This window comes from Novosphingobium aerophilum, assembly GCF_014230305.1.
Classification (GTDB): Bacteria; Pseudomonadota; Alphaproteobacteria; order Sphingomonadales; family Sphingomonadaceae; genus Novosphingobium; species Novosphingobium aerophilum.
This window is the reverse complement of sequence record NZ_JACLAU010000038.1, coordinates 1-16311: the sequence shown is the minus strand read 5'-3', so window position 1 is coordinate 16311 and position 16311 is coordinate 1. Positions and strand designations below refer to the sequence as shown.

The 16311-nt window shown below is 69.2% G+C and carries 15 protein-coding genes; 4 read left to right on the top strand and 11 right to left on the bottom strand.

The genetic code is table 11. The annotated features are described in order from the left end of the window. Window positions 1–35: 35 nt before the first annotated feature. Window positions 36–1241 carry a methionine adenosyltransferase gene (gene metK / locus H7F49_RS16025; RefSeq protein WP_185684588.1) on the top strand — a complete coding sequence of 402 codons (1206 nt, stop codon included), beginning with the start codon at window positions 36–38 and terminating at the stop codon, window positions 1239–1241. 156 nt (window positions 1242–1397) lie between these two features. On the opposite strand, the gene H7F49_RS16020 is transcribed toward metK, so the two are convergent. The 4 genes from H7F49_RS16020 to H7F49_RS16005 form a co-directional block, all read right to left on the bottom strand. Then, window positions 1398–2084 (bottom strand): glutathione S-transferase family protein, encoded by a 687-nt coding sequence (locus tag H7F49_RS16020; protein WP_185684587.1) that lies wholly within the window; start codon window positions 2082–2084, stop codon window positions 1398–1400. Between the two features lie 34 nt (window positions 2085–2118). Beyond that, entirely contained in the window at window positions 2119–2664 is a 546-nt protein-coding gene (locus H7F49_RS16015; RefSeq protein WP_185684586.1) for a glutathione peroxidase, read from the bottom strand. A gap of 98 nt (window positions 2665–2762) precedes the next feature. Then, window positions 2763–3422, bottom strand: coding sequence for a CoA transferase subunit B (locus H7F49_RS16010; RefSeq protein WP_185684585.1), 660 nt, complete (start codon window positions 3420–3422; stop codon window positions 2763–2765). Beyond that, the gene (locus H7F49_RS16005; protein WP_185684584.1) at window positions 3422–4141 is read right to left on the bottom strand and encodes a CoA transferase subunit A; all 720 of its coding nucleotides are present in this window, start codon (window positions 4139–4141) and stop codon (window positions 3422–3424) included. The genes H7F49_RS16010 and H7F49_RS16005 overlap by 1 nt, the downstream gene beginning before the upstream one ends. 230 nt (window positions 4142–4371) lie before the next feature. On the opposite strand from H7F49_RS16005, the gene H7F49_RS16000 reads away from it, so the two are divergent. After that, entirely contained in the window at window positions 4372–5154 is a 783-nt protein-coding gene (locus tag H7F49_RS16000; RefSeq protein WP_185684583.1) for a universal stress protein, read from the top strand. Window positions 5155–5492: 338 nt separating this feature from the next. Here H7F49_RS16000 and H7F49_RS15995 read toward each other — a convergent pair whose 3' ends face one another. Genes H7F49_RS15995 through polA form a run of 3 tightly spaced genes read right to left on the bottom strand, consistent with a single transcriptional unit; the run spans window position 5493 to window position 10742 of the window. Further along, entirely contained in the window at window positions 5493–6539 is a 1047-nt protein-coding gene (locus tag H7F49_RS15995; protein WP_185684582.1) for a mechanosensitive ion channel family protein, read from the bottom strand. A gap of 10 nt (window positions 6540–6549) precedes the next feature. Continuing rightward, a complete protein-coding gene (locus H7F49_RS15990) occupies window positions 6550–7833 on the bottom strand; it encodes a CHASE3 domain-containing protein (protein WP_185684581.1) in 1284 nt (427 codons plus the stop codon). Between the two features lie 50 nt (window positions 7834–7883). Next, window positions 7884–10742 (bottom strand): DNA polymerase I, encoded by a 2859-nt coding sequence (polA, locus tag H7F49_RS15985; protein WP_185684580.1) that lies wholly within the window; start codon window positions 10740–10742, stop codon window positions 7884–7886. A 393-nt stretch (window positions 10743–11135) separates the two neighbouring features. On the opposite strand from polA, the gene H7F49_RS15980 reads away from it, so the two are divergent. Beyond that, a complete protein-coding gene (locus H7F49_RS15980) occupies window positions 11136–11309 on the top strand; it encodes a hypothetical protein (RefSeq protein ID WP_185684579.1) in 174 nt (57 codons plus the stop codon). 369 nt (window positions 11310–11678) lie between these two features. Then, window positions 11679–12011, top strand: a complete 333-nt coding sequence (locus H7F49_RS15975; protein ID WP_185684578.1) for a hypothetical protein — start codon at window positions 11679–11681, stop codon at window positions 12009–12011. A 4-nt stretch (window positions 12012–12015) separates the two neighbouring features. Here H7F49_RS15975 and H7F49_RS15970 read toward each other — a convergent pair whose 3' ends face one another. The 4 genes from H7F49_RS15970 to groES form a co-directional block, all read right to left on the bottom strand. Beyond that, the gene (locus tag H7F49_RS15970) at window positions 12016–12537 is read right to left on the bottom strand and encodes a group III truncated hemoglobin (RefSeq protein WP_185684577.1); all 522 of its coding nucleotides are present in this window, start codon (window positions 12535–12537) and stop codon (window positions 12016–12018) included. A 140-nt stretch (window positions 12538–12677) separates the two neighbouring features. Then, window positions 12678–13784 carry a serine hydrolase gene (locus H7F49_RS15965; RefSeq protein ID WP_328806812.1) on the bottom strand — a complete coding sequence of 369 codons (1107 nt, stop codon included), beginning with the start codon at window positions 13782–13784 and terminating at the stop codon, window positions 12678–12680. 201 nt (window positions 13785–13985) lie between these two features. Continuing rightward, window positions 13986–15623 (bottom strand): chaperonin GroEL, encoded by a 1638-nt coding sequence (gene groL / locus H7F49_RS15960; RefSeq protein ID WP_185684576.1) that lies wholly within the window; start codon window positions 15621–15623, stop codon window positions 13986–13988. Between the two features lie 127 nt (window positions 15624–15750). Continuing rightward, window positions 15751–16038, bottom strand: coding sequence for a co-chaperone GroES (gene groES / locus H7F49_RS15955; protein WP_185684575.1), 288 nt, complete (start codon window positions 16036–16038; stop codon window positions 15751–15753). Between the last annotated feature and the right edge of the window lie 273 nt (window positions 16039–16311).

Sequence of the window (16311 nt, the reverse complement as noted above, 5' to 3'; positions counted from 1 at the left end):
CCACATAAAGATTTCTTTATATCGGAAGTCAGCCCATGCGCAGCGAATACCTGTTCACCTCCGAAAGCGTGTCCGAAGGCCATCCCGACAAGGTCGCGGACCAGATCAGCGACGCCATCGTCGACCTGTTCCTGTCCAAGGATCCCGAGGCGCGCATCGCCTGCGAGACGCTGACGACGACCCAGCTCGTCGTCCTGGCCGGCGAGATCCGCTGCAAGGGCGTCTACGAGAACGGCGAATGGGCCCCCGGCGCGCAGGACGAGATCGAGGCGACGGTCCGGCGCACGGTCAAGGAAATCGGCTACGAGCAGGACGGCTTCCACTGGGAGAAGTTCGAGTTCATCAACCGCCTGCACGGCCAGTCGGCGCACATCGCGCAGGGCGTGGACGCGGCCGACAACAAGGACGAGGGTGCCGGCGACCAGGGCATCATGTTCGGCTATGCGACCGACGAGACCCCCGACCTGATGCCGGCGACGCTGTACTACAGCCACAAGATCCTCGAGAAGATGGCGGCTGACCGCCATTCCGGCGCAGCCCCCTTCCTCGAGCCCGATGCCAAGAGCCAGGTCACCCTGCGCTACGAGGGCAGCCTGCCGGTCGCCGCGACCGCCGTGGTCGTCAGCACCCAGCACGCCCCGGGCTATGACCAGGGCGAGAAGGAAGCCGAGCTGCACGCCTATGTGAAGGGCGTGGTCGCTTCGGTGATCCCGCCGGTGCTGCTGCGCGAGACCGAATACTTTATCAACCCCACCGGCAGCTTCGAGATCGGCGGCCCGGATGGCGACGCCGGCCTGACCGGGCGCAAGATCATCGTCGACACTTACGGCGGCGCGGCCCCGCATGGCGGCGGCGCGTTCTCGGGCAAGGACCCGACCAAGGTCGATCGCTCGGCCGCCTACATCAGCCGCTACCTGGCCAAGAACGTGGTGGCCGCCGGCCTCGCCACGCGCTGCACGATCCAGCTGGCCTATGCCATCGGCGTGTCCAAGCCGCTGTCGCTCTATGTCGACACGCACGAGACCGGCACCGTCGGCGACGACCAGATCGAGGCGGCGATTCTGTCGCTCCCCGAACTGGGCGGGCTGACCCCGCGCGCGATCCGCACGCGGCTGGGGCTCAACAAGCCGATCTACCGGCCGAGCGCTGCCTATGGCCACTTCGGCCGCAAGCCCGAGGGCGATTTCTTCCCGTGGGAGCGCACCGACCTGACCGATGCGCTGAAGGCCGCGCTGGGCTGATTCCCAAGGCCGCTCTCTCCCCTTCAGGGGAGAGATACGCAGGCTTGCCGCGTCAGCGGCTAGCCGGAGTTGAGAGGGGACGGGGGCCGGTGTTGCGCGCTGGCCCCTCTCCCAACCCTCTCCCCCGAAGGGGAGTGGGCGATGTTTTCCGAGGTCCTACCCCGCGCGGTAATCCGCCACGATCTCGCCAGCCTCGGCCAGCTCGGCCTCGTGGCTGGCCTCGCGCCAGGTCTCGGCGAGGGCTTCCTCTTCCCACTGCCGCATCGCCGGATGGGCGATCACCCGGTCAACCCAGCTCTGGGCCATGGGCCCGACGTCCAGGCCATAGGTGCGGATGCGGAAGGCGACCGGGGCGTAGAAGGCATCGGCCGCGGTGAAGGCGCTGCCGGCCAGCCAGGGGCCGCCGAAGCGGGTCAGGCCGGTCTCGAAGATCTCGCGCACCCGCGCCACGTTGCGCCGCAGGGCATCGGACATCGGCCGCGGCCGCACCCGCACGCCCACGTTCATCGTGCAGTCGTTGCGCAGGGCGGCGAAGCCCGAATGCATCTCGCACACCACGCCCTGGGCAAAGGCGCGCGCCTCGGGGTCCTGCGGCCAGACCGCCGGATGGCGATCGGCCAGGTACAGCGTGATCCCCAGCGAATCCCACACCGATGTTGCGCCGTCGATCAGCACCGGCACCTGGCCGGTGGGTGAGAAGCTGCGGAACTCCTCGTAATTGCTCGGCTTGGTGAACGGCTCCAGCCGGTCGGCGAAGGGAATGTCCAGCGCCTTCATCAGCACCCAGGGGCGCAGCGACCAGCTCGAATAGTTGCGGTTGGCGGTGATCAGGACATAGCTCATGCGGCACCCTCGCTGGCTGGGGCGGCGGCCCAGGTCAGGCGGCCAGGGCGGCCTCGATCGCGGCGACCAGGGTCGGGTCGTCGGGGCTGACGCCGGGGGCGAAGCGGCCGATCACCGCGCCGTCGCGGCCGATCAGGAACTTCTCGAAGTTCCACAGCACCTCGGGGTCCTCGGTCGGGGTCATGCCATAGCCCTTCAGCCGTTCGCGGAACTCGTCGGCCGGCCCGGACTTGTCGGGGTGCGCGGCGGTCAGCGCGGCATAGAGCGGCTGCTTGCCCGGGCCGGTGACGTCGGCCTTGGCGAAGAGCGGGAAGGACACGCCATAGTTGAGCGAGCAGAACTCGGCGATCTCCTCGTGAGTGCCGGGCTCCTGCGCGCCGAAGTCGTTGGCGGGAAAGCCCAGCACCGCGAAGCCGCGGTCCCCATAGGCCTTGTAGAGCTTTTCCAGCCCCTCGTACTGCGGGGTCAGCCCGCACTTCGAAGCGACGTTGACCACCAGCAGCACCTTTCCGGCGTGCTGGCCCAGGCTGTCGGCCTGGCCGTCGATGCGGGTCAGGGGAATGGACGCGAGGTCGGTCATCGGGGGCTCTCCTGCAGGTTGAGTGCGGCGTCTCGCGCTATGCCTCGCTTATTCCGTTCGCCTCGAGCGAAGTCGAGAGGCATTGCGCAGCCGTGTCTTCAGTCGAGGTAATGCGCCGTGGTCTTGGCGCGCACCTCGTCCGCCGTCACGCCCGGCGCACACTCGACGAGGCGGAAGGGGCTGGCGTGGTCGGGGCGCTGGAACACGGCCAGATCCGTGACGATCATGTCGACCACGTTGCGCCCCGTCAGCGGCAGGGTGCAGGCGGGAATGAACTTGGCGCTGCCGTCCTTGGCGCAGTGCTCCATCACGACGATGATCTTCTTGACGCCCGCGACCAGGTCCATCGCCCCGCCCATGCCCTTGATCATCTTGCCCGGGATCATCCAGTTGGCGATGTCGCCGGTCTCGGCCACTTCCATCGCCCCCAGCACGGTCAGGTCGATCTTGCCGCCGCGGATCATCGCGAAGGACTGGGCGCTGTCGAAATAGGCCGAATGCGGCAGCTCGCTGATGGTCTGCTTGCCGGCATTGATCAGGTCGGCATCGACCGCGTCCTCGGTGGGGAAGGGGCCGATGCCCAGCATCCCGTTCTCGCTCTGCAGCGTCACGGTGATGCCCTGCGGCACGTGGTTGGCCACCAGCGTCGGGATTCCGATGCCCAGGTTCACGTAATAGCCGTCGCGCAGCTCCTGCGCGGCCCGGGCGGCCATCTGGTCGCGGCTCCAGCCCTTGGTCAGTCCATCATGCGTGGTCATCAGCCGACATCCGTATTGCGGGTGGTGCGGAATTCGATCTTCTTGTCGTAGGGCGCGCCGACGACGATCCGCTGGACGTAGACCCCCGGCAGGTGGATCGCGTCGGGATCGAGGCTGCCGGGTTCGACCAGCTCCTCGACCTCGACCACGCAGACCCTGCCGCAGGTGGCGGCGGGGACGTTGAAGTTGCGCGCGGTCTTGCGGAACACGGTGTTGCCGGTCTTGTCGGCCTTCCACGCCTTCACGATGGCGAGGTCGGCGAAGATGCCGCGCTCCAGGATGTAGTCGGCCGGACCGTCGGGGCCGTCGAAGGTCTTCACCTCCTTGCCCTCGGCCACCAGGGTGCCGACGCCGGTCTTGGTGTAGAAGCCCGGGATGCCCGCGCCGCCGGCGCGCATCCGCTCGGCCAGGGTGCCCTGGGGGCAGAACTCCACCTCGAGCTCGCCGGCCAGGTACTGCCGCTCGAACTCCTTGTTCTCGCCCACGTAGGACGCGATCATCTTCTTCACTTGCCGCGTGCGCAGCAGCTTGCCGATGCCCTCGTTGTCGATCCCGGCATTGTTGCTGGCGAAGGTCAGGTCCTTGACCCCCGAATCGCGGATCGCGTCGAGCAGTCGCTCGGGGATGCCGCACAGGCCGAAGCCGCCGCTGGCGATCAGCATGCCGTCCCGCAGCAGTCCGGCCAGCGCCGTCTGCGCGTCGGGATAAACCTTGTTCATCGGTCCTCCGCCGCAAGGGGGCAGGCACTGCCCCGGGGTGTTTGCGGCCCTTCCTATCGCCGGACCAAGCCCCTGTCACGAGCCAATGCTGCGCTGCGAAAAACGGGCGCCGGTCACCAGCCCGGACCGGGCCCGTCGGCCCCGGGACGGCGCGGCCGGCTTGATCCACGTCATGGACGGGCCCGGTCCTGAGGTCCACAATCGCCGTATCATTCAAGGGAGTTACGCCGATGCGCTCTATTCTCGTCGATGCCCGCCCGGGCCCGGCCGGCCGTAACCGGATCGAGACCGCCCTGGCGCTCGCCCGCCACACCGGGGGCCATGTCACGCTGGTGGTCGATACCCCGGTCGATCGCTTCGTCGCGATCGACGGGATGGGCGGCAGCCTGGTCTCGGCCGAGGCCCTGCGCGACGTCATGGCCGAGGACGATGCCTTTGCCGCGGCCATCGATGCCCAGCTCGCCCGGCAGGACGTCTGCTGTGATGTGGTCCGCGCCGACTGTCCGCCCGTCGATGCCCTCGCCGCCGCGGCGCTGCTCGCCGATGTCGTGGTGGTGCCCCGCCAGGACGCGGTCGCCGCCGATCTGCCGCTGGCGATTCGCGGGCCGGTCCTGGCGGTCAATGACGATCGCCCGCTGGCCTTTCCGCTCGGACGGGTCGCCGTCGCGTGGGACGGCGGCGCCAGCGCGGCCCATGCCCTGCGCGCCAGCGTGCCCTTGCTGGCCACGGCCGGGGCGGTCACCGTGCTGGTGATCGAGACCGATCCGGCAGGCTTCCCGGCGACCGACGTGGCATCCTACCTCGCCCGTCACGGCATCAGCGCCGAACTGCGCCCGCTGCCGCGCCAGGGCTCGGTCGAGGCCACGCTGACCGCCGCCCTCGCCGCCGATCGGCCCGATCTCCTGGTCATGGGGGCCTATGGTCACGGCCGCCTGCGGGCGTTCCTGTTCGGCGGTGTCACCGAACACTTCCTGGCCAGTCCGGACGGCCCGGCACTGCTGCTCGCGCATTGACCGGCCACGACCGAATCGCGTGACGCTGCAGTGCAGCGCAAAGCGTCCTCGGCCCTCCGTTGCGAATGATTCGCAGCTGATCGGAGGGCGGAGGGCCGCGGAATTCGGCGAACCTGCACCAAAGGGAAGGCCGATTGCACAAAACGCAACCGAATTGGCGCTTTTCGCACTTGCACAAAAACCGAGTCGGGGGTACTCAGAAACTGCCTTTCAGGCATCCTCTCCCAAGACTTCAAAGGCCCGGTCGGCAACGACCGGGCCCTTTTTTTTGGCGATTGGGTCCCGCGCCAGTGTTGCCCCCTGCCGCCCGGCTTGGTCCGGAATGCCGGGTGCGGGGTTCAGACCGTCGGCGCCGGCTGGCCGACCGCCTCGGGCAGTTCGCAGCGGAGCCATTCCAGCATCTCCTCCCGCAGGGCCAGGCGCAGCTTGCCCAGGGCAACCGGTTCGGCCGCGCTCATCACCAGCTTGAGCTCGATGAAGTCGATCCTGGCGTCGGACACCTGCAGCGCGCAGGTGCGCCGGTCCCATTCGGAGCGGGCGGCCAGCTTCGCCTCGTAGGCCGCGCGGATCGGATCGATCGGGGTGCCGGGCCGCACCGCCAGGACCACCGATCCGGTGATCCCCCCGCCGACCCGGGTCCAGTTCTGGAAGCTCGAATCGAGGAACTTGGCGGTCGGCACGATCAGCCGCCGCTCGTCGGCGGTCCGGATCACCACATAGGTCATGCGGATGTCCTCCACCCGGCCGCCTTCGCCCTCGACCACCACGTGATCGTCGATCCGGATCGGCTCGGTCAGGGCCATCTGGATCCCGGCGATCAGCGACTTGAGCGCGGGCTGGGCAGCGGCGCCGACGGCCAGGGCGGCAAGGCCGGCCGAGGTGATCAGCGTCACCCCCACGGTCCGCACCCCGGGCAGGGACAGCAGCATCAACGCCACGGTGACGAAGATGATGACGAAGCGCAGCGAGCGCGAGAGGATGGCGATCCGGGTCCGGCGACTGCGCGCCGACAGGTCGTCCTCGTGCAGCCGCGCCCGGCTGTCGACCACCAGGGCATAGGCGCGCACCAGCCGCACCGCGATCCAGCCGAGCAGCGCGGGGATCACGAAGCGGTCGATCGCGCCCCACAGCCGGGCCAGCAGCGGCGAGCTTTCCGCGGCCAGCTCGACCGCCAGGGCGACCAGGGCCCAGCGCATCGGGCCGCGCAGCCGGTCGACCACCATCTCGTCCGAATCGAGGTTCGACAGCGCCGCCACCCGGGTCAGCAGCCGGAACAGGCCCAGGTGGACCAGCAGCGCCAGGGCGATGGCCACCCCCGCGGCCACGGCGGCGGCGGGCAACTGGCGGGCCATGGCGGCGAGATCGGGCAGGTGGGCGAGGATCATGCGGGTCCAGTCAGGCGGTCAGCGGGATTGCGATCCTGACAACAATTCCTGCGCTTGTGAACGTCCGCTCGATCGTCCCGCGCAACTGCCGTGCCGCGCTGTCGATCAGGGTGCTGCCGAAGCCCCGCCCGCCCGGGGCCCCGGGGGCGGGTTCCACCGGCCATTCCGTCCAGTCGAACCGCAGCCGGTCGTCCCCGACCTGCCAGCGCACCACCAGCAGGCCGCCGGGCTGGGCCCAGGCGCCATACTTCACCGCATTGGTGGTCAGTTCGTGCAGGACCAGGCCGAAGGGCACGATCGCGCGTTCGGGCAGGGCCACCTCCGGGCCGGCGATCTCGCACCGGTGCTCGTCGCTGCGATAGGGCCTGAGCGCGTTGGCGACCAGATCGCCAAGCTGCGCGCTGCGCCGGGCCGAGGTGCCCTGGGTGACCTCGTGCGCGGTGAGCAGGGCGTGGATGCGGTCGGCGATGCGCTCCACCGTGGGGGCTGCGGCGGGCTGGTCGCGGCCGCTCATCCGCACGATCGCCAGGATCACCGCGAACAGGTTCTTGACCCGGTGGTTGAGTTCGCTGGCCAGCAGGTCGGCCTGGTCGCGGGCCAGCCGCAGCGCTTCGGCGTTCTCGGCGCGGGCCTCGGCATCGGCGGCGCGGATCACCTGGACCAGGCCCAGCCCGAGCGCGGTGACGATCACCCCCGCCAGCACGACCAGCAACGGCACGATCCGCGCCTCCGAGGCCACCGCCCGGTCGCGCGCCACCTGGAACGAGGCGAGCTCGACCGTCTCCAGCGCCGCGACCGCGACCCGCAGGCGCTCCATCATGTCCTGGCCCTTGTCGGTCAGCATCCGGCGGCGCGCCTCGAGCAGCTCGCCCGCACCGATCAGGGCGACCGATTCGTCGAGCTCGGCGAACTTCCCGGCGTTCAGCGCCTCGATCTCGCCGAGCAGCGCGCGCTGGTGCGGGGTCGGGTCGGGCCCCATCAGGCGGTGCAGCCGGGCGATGTTGGCCCGGTACTGCCGCCGCGCGACGAGGTAGGGCGCGAGGTAGCGCCGGTCGAGCGTGATCAGGTAGCCGCGTTGCCCGGTCTCGCCGTTGACCGCGGTGCGGCTGACGTCGCGCAGCGCCATCAGCACGGCATTGGTCCGCGCCGCCTGTTCGCGCTGATGCCGCTCGGCCATGATCGTCTGGGCCATCAGCCCCACCGCACCGATCAGTGCAGCAGCGATGAAGGCCAGCAGGGCCAGCGTGGCCAGGCCGGGGCCGCGTCGCCAGCGGAGCAGGGGCCTGGCCAACATCCCACTGAAATACTTGCTAATTCACACTGCGTAAACGCCGAAATGTGCGCTCAGTGCGCGGCCCCCCAGTTGGCGCCGGTGCCGATCTCGATCCCCAGCGGCACGTCCAGCCGGACGCTGGGCAGCGCGGCTTCGGCCATCACCCGCTCGATCACCGGCGCGGCCGCGGCGGCATCGCCGGCGGGCAGTTCGAACACCAGTTCGTCGTGGACCTGCAGCAGCATCCGGACATGGCCCAGCCCGGCGGCGGCCAGGGCCGGTCCCATCCGCACCATCGCCCGCTTGATGATATCGGCGCTGGTCCCCTGGATCGGGGCATTGATCGCGGCGCGTTCCGATCCCGCGCGCTCGTTGGGATTGGCGGCGTTGATGCGCGGGAACCAGGTCTTGCGGCCGAACAGCGTCTCGGAATAGCCCTTCTCGCGCACGCTCTCTAGCGTGGCGTGGATATAGCGGCGGATGCCGGGGAACCGTTCGAAATAGCGGTCGATCATCGCCTGGGCCTCGTCGGCGCTCATCCCCAGCCGACCGCCCAGCCCCCAGCGCGAGATGCCATAGAGGATCGCGAAGTTGATCGTCTTGGCGCGGGCGCGGGTGTCGCGGTCGACCGTGCCGAACATTTCCTGCGCCGTGCGCGAATGGATGTCCTCGCCCTGGGCGAAGGCCTCCTTCAGCTCGGGCACCTCGGCCATGTGCGCGGCCAGGCGCAGCTCGATCTGCGAATAGTCGGCGGCGAGCAGCACGTGGCCCGGCTCGGCGACGAAGGCCTCGCGGATCTGGCGGCCGATCTCGGTGCGGATCGGGATGTTCTGCAGGTTGGGCTCGGTCGAGGACAGCCGCCCGGTCTGCGCGCCGACCAGGCTGTAGCTGGTGTGGACCCGGCCTGTGCGCGGATTGATCGCGGCCTGCAGCGCGTCGGTGTAGGTTGACTTGAGCTTGGTGAGCTGGCGCCATTCCAGCACCTTGGTCGCCACCTCGGCGCCCTGCGCGGCCAGCCCTTCCAGGATCCCCTGGTCGGTCGAATACTGTCCCGACTTGCCCTTCTTCCCGCCCTTGTAGCCCAGCTTGTCGAACAGGATGTCGCCCAGTTGCTTGGGGCTGCCGATTGTGAACTCCTGCCCGGCCAGCCCGTGGATCTCGCGCTCCAGCGCGCTGATCGTGGTGGCGAACTCGGTCGACAGACGGGCCAGCCGCTCACGGTCGACCTTGATTCCGTGGCGCTCCATCTGGGCCACGACCGGCACCAGCGGACGGTCGACCCGTTCGTAGACCCGCGTCCCGCCCTCCTCGGCCAGGCGCGGCTTCAGCACGCGGTGCAGCCGCCAGGTCACGTCGGCGTCCTCGGCGGCGTACTGGGTGGCGCGGTCGAGCGGGACCTCGGCGAAGGAGATCGCCTTCTTGCCGGTGCCGCAGATGTCCTTGAAGGCCAGGGTGGTGTGGCCCAGGTGGCGGCGCGCCAGCTCGTCCATGCCGTGGCCGCCCCCGATCCCTTCTTCCCCGCGTCCGGCGTCCAGATCGAAGCTGAGGATCATCGTGTCGTCGATCGGCGCGACATGCACATCGTGGCGGGCCAGCACGTTCAGATCGTACTTGATGTTCTGCCCGATCTTCAGGACCGCATCGCTTTCCAGCAGCGGCTTCAGCAGGGCCAGCGCCTCGGTCCGGTCGATCTGCAGCGGCTTCTCGGCGAACATGTCGGTCCCGCCGTGGCCCAGCGGCACATAGCACGCATCGTTCGGCCCCAGCGCCAGGCTGACCCCGACCAGTTCGGCCTGCATCGCGTCGAGCAGGCTGGTCTCGGTGTCCACCGCCACCTTGCGCGCGTCGAAGGCCCGGGCGATCCAGTGCTCCAGCCGGTCGCGCGTCTGGACGCATTCATAGGCGGCCAGGTCCACCGGCGGCATCGGTGGCAGGTCCTGCCGGTCCCCGCGCACCGCGGCCGGCGTGGCCGGCGCCGCCGCGTTGACGGGCTTGGCCGGGTGGAGCTGGGTCTTCGGTCCGGGCGCGGCCTGTCCGCCGTCGAGCCGCTTCAGCAGGCTGGTGAAGCCGTGCTCCGCCAGGAAGGCGGCCAGCGGTGGCTTGGGCACGGCCTCCAGCGCGAAATCGTCGAGCGCCACCGGCAGCGCGCAGTCCTCCTTGAGCTGGACCAACTGCCGTGAAAGCCGGGCCATGTCGGCCTGCTCGATCAGGCTGTCGCGCAGCTTGCCCGGCTTCATCTCCGGCGCGGCGGCCAGCGCGGCCTCCAGGCTGCCATGTTCCTGGATCAGCTTGGTCGCGGTCTTCGGGCCGATTCCGCGAATGCCCGGGACATTGTCCACCGCATCGCCCATCAGCGCCAGTACGTCGCCGACCAGCTCGGGCGGCACCCCGAACTTCTCGACCACCTCGGGAATGTCGATCCGCTGGTTCTTCATCGTGTCGAGCATGTCGATCCGGCCGCCCGCCGCGGCCTCGCCCGGAGGTGGCCCGACCAGTTGCATCAGGTCCTTGTCGGAGGACACGATCGTCACGTCCCAGCCGCGCGCGGCGGCGGCGCGGGCATAGGAGGCGATCAGGTCGTCGGCCTCCAGCCCTTCCTCCTCGATGCAGGCCAGGCTGAAGGCCCGCGTCGCGTCGCGGATCAGCGGGAACTGCGGCACCAGGTCCTCGGGCGGGGGCGGGCGGTTGGCCTTGTACTGATCGTACAGGTCATTGCGGAACGAGGTGCCGGCCTTGTCGAGAATCACCGCCAGGTGAGTCGGCCCGTCGGCCTGGTGGAGGTCCTCGGCCAGCTTCCACAGCATCGTGGTATAGCCATAGACCGCGCCCACCGGCACGCCCTGCGGGTTGGTCAGCGGCGGCAGGCGGTGATAGGCGCGGAAGATGTAGGCCGATCCGTCGACCAGATAGAGATGCTGCTTGGAGTCCATGGCAGCATTCCTACCACCGCTGGCGCCCCGCGCCAGAGCCGCGGGGCGGAGCTTGCGGTTCATCCCCGGGCTTTCGTCCGGCCCCGGACCCTTCCAGCCCCGAGCCCTGCCGACCCACAGGCGGGGCCCAAAAAAATCGAACCATGGCCCCATTCGGCCATCACCTTGCCACAATTGCGCATTATCAAAGCCAAGATCGGCAGAAAACCGTCCCTGATCGCCCATTTTGGTGGCGACTCGGCGAGTAGTGCTTGCATCCTCCCCGCATCGCGGATATCTGGCACGCGAAGTCTACTGTCGCGGTAGGCTTTCCGCGCGGCCATCTGCATGCCCTGGGCTCAATCCGGGGTGGGGAGGCCGGGCGTGGTCCACTCGCTGATCAAGGATTTTCCCATGCGCAAGATCGTTCTCGCCGCTGTCGCCACCTCGGCCGTTTTCGCTCTCTCGGCCTGCAAGGGCGAAGAAGCCGCTCCGGCTGCCACCGAAGCCGCTTCGGAAGCCGCTCCGGCTGCTGACGCCACCAGCGAAGCTCCGGCTGCTGACGCCACCACCGAAGCCGCGATGTAATCTTCGCCGCAAGGTATTCGAAAAGGGCGTCCGGACCTCGGTCCGGGCGCCCTTTTCTTTTGCGCGCTGTGCCGGTGGGGGACTGGCATCTTCAGATCCTCCCCTGTTTCATCCGCAGGATGCAACGGGGGAGGTGTCAGCCGCCGCAGGTGGCTGACGGAGGGGACCGGTTGCTGTCCCCCTCCACCCCGCTGCCTGCAGCAGCGCGGTTCCCCTCCCCCGTTGTGCTGCGCAAAACGGGGGAGGATCGGAGCGACAAAAAGCAGTCGCAAGCGGACACCTCCAACCCCTGCGCGGCCCCCTCCCAGGAACCCGGTTCGGCCCCGCGGCATTGGTGCGGCAGGTTCACTCGCCGCAAAGGATGCTCCCATGATCTCCCCCCTCGCGCGCCGCCCGTTTCCGCTGATCGCCGCGTTCGCCCTGGCCCTGTCGCTGGCGGGCTGCTCGGACAAGACCCAGGACGCCGCGGCGGACGCTGCCAAGGGCGCGGCCTCGGACACGGCGACCAATCTCGACAAGGCGGGCGATGCGATCGGCGATGCCGCGCACGATGTCGGCCAGGCGGCTTCGCACGCGGCCGATGATACGGCCGACGGGCTGAGCAAGGCCGGTCGCGAAACCCGCGACGAAGCCCGCGAAACGCGTGACGAATTGCGGGAGGACGCGCGCGCAACCCCGACCCGCGAGCCGCGCAGCCGCTGATCGCTCAGCCTGGCGGGGCGGGCGTGAAGTCCGGCAGATCGGCCCCTGCCCGCGCGCCGGCCAGCCCCCGGGCGCGGGTTGCGATCCCGGTCAGCAGGCTGTCGGCGATCATCCGCGCGCGCCGGGCGACATGGGCCTGCTCGGCCGCGCCCAGCCCGCGCTCGGCCGCCACGGCGTGCAGGGTGGCGTAGAACAGGGTCAGCCACTGGATGAAATGGGCCTTGGTCAGCCCCGGCAGCGCCATGTGCGCCTGCATCGGATTGCCCGAATACTCGCCCGAGCCGTGCAGGATCGCGCGCCAGAACCGGTTCATGCGTTCGAGGTGGACCGGCCATTCGGCGATTCGCGCGGTGAAGATCGGGCCCAGTGTCGCATCGCCGCGGATCGCCGCATAGAACCGCTCGACCAGCGTGGCGACGAAGCCATCGTCCAGCCCGGCCGCGATAGCCTCGGCCCGCTTGCGTTCGGCGGCGGCACGGGCCTTGGCATGGCCGGTCTTGCGCAGCGGTGCGGGGGGCTCGCTCATGCCCGGCAGATGGGCGCAACCACCGGATTCGGCAAGGGTTCGCGGGGGCAGCCGAGGGCTATGGGCGCCAGGGTGATTCTGGTCGGGTATCTTGGCCGGGGCGCGCGGACCGCGTCGGCCGGCGGGTCAGGCCTGGCCCCTCAGCGCAGCGCGGCGCGCAGCGGGCTTTCGGTGGAATAGCCGTCGTAGATCGTGCGGGCCAGCAGGGCGATGCGCGATTCGCGGCCGGGCTTGCCGCCCTGCCCGGTGACATAGATCGCCACGGCCAGCTTGCGGCCGTCGGGGGTCTCGATGAAGCCGACATCGCTGGCGGTGTTGAACAGGGTGCCGGTCTTGTGGGCAATCGCGGTGCCTTCGGGCAGCATGGCGCGCATGCGGTGCTTGCCGGTGACGCAGCGGCTCATCGCGCCGAGCAGGACGTCGCGGCTGCTGCGGCTCAGCCAGTTGCCCTGGTGCAGCCCGGCCAGCAGGCGGACCATGGCGGCGGGCGTGATGCTGTCGCGCCGGTCGATCGTCAGCGCCGGATTCACCGCGCCATCGTCACGCACCAGGGTGGCGATGTCGCGATCCAGGCGGAATTCCTCGATCCCGGTCGTGGCGCGCACCCAGCGGGTCACCGCGGCGGGGCCGCCGACCACGGCCAGCAGGGCGTCGGTCGCCTCGTTGTGGCTGCGGGTGATGGCCAGCTCGATCAGCTCCAGCGCGGTCAGTTCGGTGCCCCGGCGCACCGGGGCGACCGAGGTGGAGAACTTGGCCGAGGGCAGCGGCACCATCAGCGGATAGCGGTCACTCAGCGACCACTTGCCCTGATCGACCCCGGCCAGGAACATCGCGACGATGGCGATCTTGCTGGTGCTGGCCATGGGGAAGGGCTGGTCGCCGCGGACCGCGACGGTGCGGCCGGTGGCCAGATCGAGCGCGGCGACGCCGATTCGGCCCTGCGAGGCATCGGCCAGGGCGGCCAGTTGGACCTCCAGCGCATCGCCCCCGCGCGCCGGGGCCGTGGGGCGGGGCAGGTCGACGAACCGTTCGGCCGTGGCGCGGCCGCGTTCGGGCAGCAGGACGACCGGGGCCGGCTTGACCGCACCGGAGCGGGCCGCCCGCGGTGCCGTGCCGAGCAGCCGGTCGAACTGGCTTTCCAGGCTGTCGGCCGCAGGGGCCGGGGCGGCCACGACGGCCACCGGCGCGAGCGCCAGGCTCGCGGCCGAAAGAAGACGAACAAGATTGGCCAGCATTCGCGATGTCACGCCTGAGACCTTACCACTGCCCGCGTTGACGAAACGCTAACCACGTTGAAACAATCGGCGCAAGCCCCCGGCGCCCCGCCGCCGCGACGAGCCGTGCCATCGCCGCGATGGTCCCGGGAACGGGCAAATGGCTCGCCGGCAACGAAAAAGGGCCGGGAGATCGCTCTCCCGGCCCCATTCCTGCGTGGTTTGACGTAGACCTCAGAAGTCCATGCCACCCATGCCGCCGCCCGGCATGGCCGGCATGGCGGGCTTGTCCTCGGCGCGCTCGACGATGCCCGCCTCGGTGGTGATCAGCAGGCCCGAGACCGAGGCCGCGTCCTGCAGGGCGGTGCGCACGACCTTGGTCGGGTCGATCACGCCGGCGGCCTTCAGGTTCTCGTAGGTGTCCGTCGCGGCGTTGAAGCCCTGGTTCTGGTCACCTTCGCGCAGCAGGTTGCCCGCGACGACGGCGCCATCGTGGCCGGCGTTCTGGGCGATCTGGCGCAGCGGGGCCTGGATCGCGCGGCGCACGATGTCGATGCCCTTGGTCTGGTCGTCGTTGGCGCCCTTCAGCCCGTCCAGGGCCTTGGTGGCATAGAGCAGCGCGGTGCCGCCGCCCGGGACGATGCCTTCCTCGACCGCGGCGCGGGTGGCGTGGAGCGCGTCGTCGACGCGGTCCTTGCGCTCCTTCACCTCGACCTCGGTGGCGCCGCCGACCTTGATCACGGCCACGCCGCCGGCCAGCTTGGCCAGCCGCTCCTGCAGCTTCTCGCGGTCATAGTCGCTGGTGGTGACTTCGATCTGGGCGCGGATCTGCTCGACCCGGGCCTTGATCTCGTCCGCCGAACCGGCGCCGTCGACGATCGTGGTGTTGTCCTTGTCGATCGTGACCTTCTTGGCCTGGCCAAGCATGCCCAGGGTGACGTTCTCGAGCTTGATGCCGAGGTCTTCCGAGATCATCTCGCCGGCGGTCAGCGTGGCGATGTCGCCCAGCATGGCCTTGCGGCGATCGCCGAAGCCCGGCGCCTTGACGGCGGCGATCTTCAGGCCGCCGCGCAGCTTGTTGACCACCAGGGTGGCCAGGGCCTCGCCCTCGATGTCCTCGGCGATGATCAGCAGCGGACGGCCCGACTGCACCACGGCCTCGAGGATCGGCAGCATCGGCTGGAGCGACGACAGCTTCTTCTCGTGGATCAGGATGTAGGGGTTATCCAGATCGGCGACCATCTTTTCCGGGTTGGTCACGAAGTAGGGCGACAGGTAGCCGCGATCGAACTGCATGCCTTCGACGACATCCAGCTCGAACTCGAGGCCCTTGGCCTCTTCCACGGTGATCACGCCTTCCTTGCCGACCTTTTCCATCGCCTCGGCAATCTTCTGGCCGACTTCGGTGTCGCCATTGGCCGAGATGATGCCGACCTGGGCGATTTCGGCCGAACCCGAAACCGGGGTCGAACGCGCCTTGAGATCCTCGACCACCTTGGTCACGGCGATGTCGATGCCGCGCTTCAGGTCCATCGGGTTCATGCCGGCGGCGACCGAGGTCAGGCCTTCGCGGACGATCGCCTGGGCCAGCACGGTGGCGGTGGTGGTGCCGTCACCGGCGGCATCGTTTGCCTTGCTGGCCACCTCGCGCAGCATCTGCGCGCCGAGGTTCTCGTACTTGTCCTTGAGCTCGATCTCCTTGGCGACCGACACACCGTCCTTGGTGATGCGCGGCGCGCCGAAGCTCTTCTCGATCACGACGTTGCGGCCCTTGGGGCCCAGGGTGACCTTCACCGCGTCGGCGAGGATGTCCACGCCCTTGAGGATGCGTTCGCGCGCGTCGCGCCCAAACTTGACGTCCTTGGCAGCCATTTCAATGTTCCTTTCGTTTCGTCATCCCGGGCTCGACCCGGGATCTCGGGCGGCTTGATGCGCCCTCGAAAAGTTGCGTGAGAGGAGGGAGATCCCGACCTGCGTCAGGATGTCCGTGATCGGCCTGTCAGCCGATCACTCCCAGGATGTCCGATTCCTTCATGATCAGCAGGTCCTCGCCCGAGACCTTGACCTCGGTGCCCGACCACTTGCCGAACAGCACGCGGTCGCCGACCTTCACGTCGAGCGGGTTGACCTTGCCGTTCTCGTCGCGGGCGCCGTTGCCGACGGCCACGATCTCGCCCTCGGCGGGCTTTTCCTTGGCGCTGTCGGGGATGATGATGCCGCCGGCCGTCTTTTCCTCGGCCTCGACGCGACGAACCAGCACGCGGTCGTGCAGCGGACGAAAAGTCATGGATGTACCTCTTCCAAAGGTTGCATGGAGTTTGGCACTCCCGATGGGAGAGTGCCAGCGACGCGGATATGGGTGGGGGTTCAGGCAGCGTCAAGGATTCGCGCGGGGAAAAATTTTCGCGGGGAGCCAACAGGGCAGCGAGGCCTGCCCCCTTGTATCTGGACGAGAGTGTCTCGTTTTGGTGGAAGCGATGAAGTTCCGGGGTGGGTGGCCACCCACCCCGGAACGGCGGCGCTGTCGCCCGTTGCCCCTCAGGTAGCCACCGGGACGGAG

What these genes read in the sequence shown, in the direction of transcription:
- groES (WP_185684575.1), bottom strand. Translation starts at nt 16,038, where the DNA reads ATGACTTTTCGTCCGCTGCACGACCGCGTGCTGGTTCGTCGCGTCGAG.
- H7F49_RS15995 (WP_185684582.1), bottom strand. Translation starts at nt 6,539, where the DNA reads ATGATCCTCGCCCACCTGCCCGATCTCGCCGCCATGGCCCGCCAGTTG.
- H7F49_RS15975 (WP_185684578.1), top strand. Translation starts at nt 11,679, where the DNA reads ATGATCTCCCCCCTCGCGCGCCGCCCGTTTCCGCTGATCGCCGCGTTC.
- H7F49_RS16015 (WP_185684586.1), bottom strand. Translation starts at nt 2,664, where the DNA reads ATGACCGACCTCGCGTCCATTCCCCTGACCCGCATCGACGGCCAGGCC.
- H7F49_RS16000 (WP_185684583.1), top strand. Translation starts at nt 4,372, where the DNA reads ATGCGCTCTATTCTCGTCGATGCCCGCCCGGGCCCGGCCGGCCGTAAC.
- H7F49_RS15990 (WP_185684581.1), bottom strand. Translation starts at nt 7,833, where the DNA reads ATGTTGGCCAGGCCCCTGCTCCGCTGGCGACGCGGCCCCGGCCTGGCC.
- H7F49_RS16005 (WP_185684584.1), bottom strand. Translation starts at nt 4,141, where the DNA reads ATGAACAAGGTTTATCCCGACGCGCAGACGGCGCTGGCCGGACTGCTG.
- metK (WP_185684588.1), top strand. Translation starts at nt 36, where the DNA reads ATGCGCAGCGAATACCTGTTCACCTCCGAAAGCGTGTCCGAAGGCCAT.
- H7F49_RS15980 (WP_185684579.1), top strand. Translation starts at nt 11,136, where the DNA reads ATGCGCAAGATCGTTCTCGCCGCTGTCGCCACCTCGGCCGTTTTCGCT.
- groL (WP_185684576.1), bottom strand. Translation starts at nt 15,623, where the DNA reads ATGGCTGCCAAGGACGTCAAGTTTGGGCGCGACGCGCGCGAACGCATC.
- polA (WP_185684580.1), bottom strand. Translation starts at nt 10,742, where the DNA reads ATGGACTCCAAGCAGCATCTCTATCTGGTCGACGGATCGGCCTACATC.
- H7F49_RS16020 (WP_185684587.1), bottom strand. Translation starts at nt 2,084, where the DNA reads ATGAGCTATGTCCTGATCACCGCCAACCGCAACTATTCGAGCTGGTCG.
- H7F49_RS16010 (WP_185684585.1), bottom strand. Translation starts at nt 3,422, where the DNA reads ATGACCACGCATGATGGACTGACCAAGGGCTGGAGCCGCGACCAGATG.
- H7F49_RS15970 (WP_185684577.1), bottom strand. Translation starts at nt 12,537, where the DNA reads ATGAGCGAGCCCCCCGCACCGCTGCGCAAGACCGGCCATGCCAAGGCC.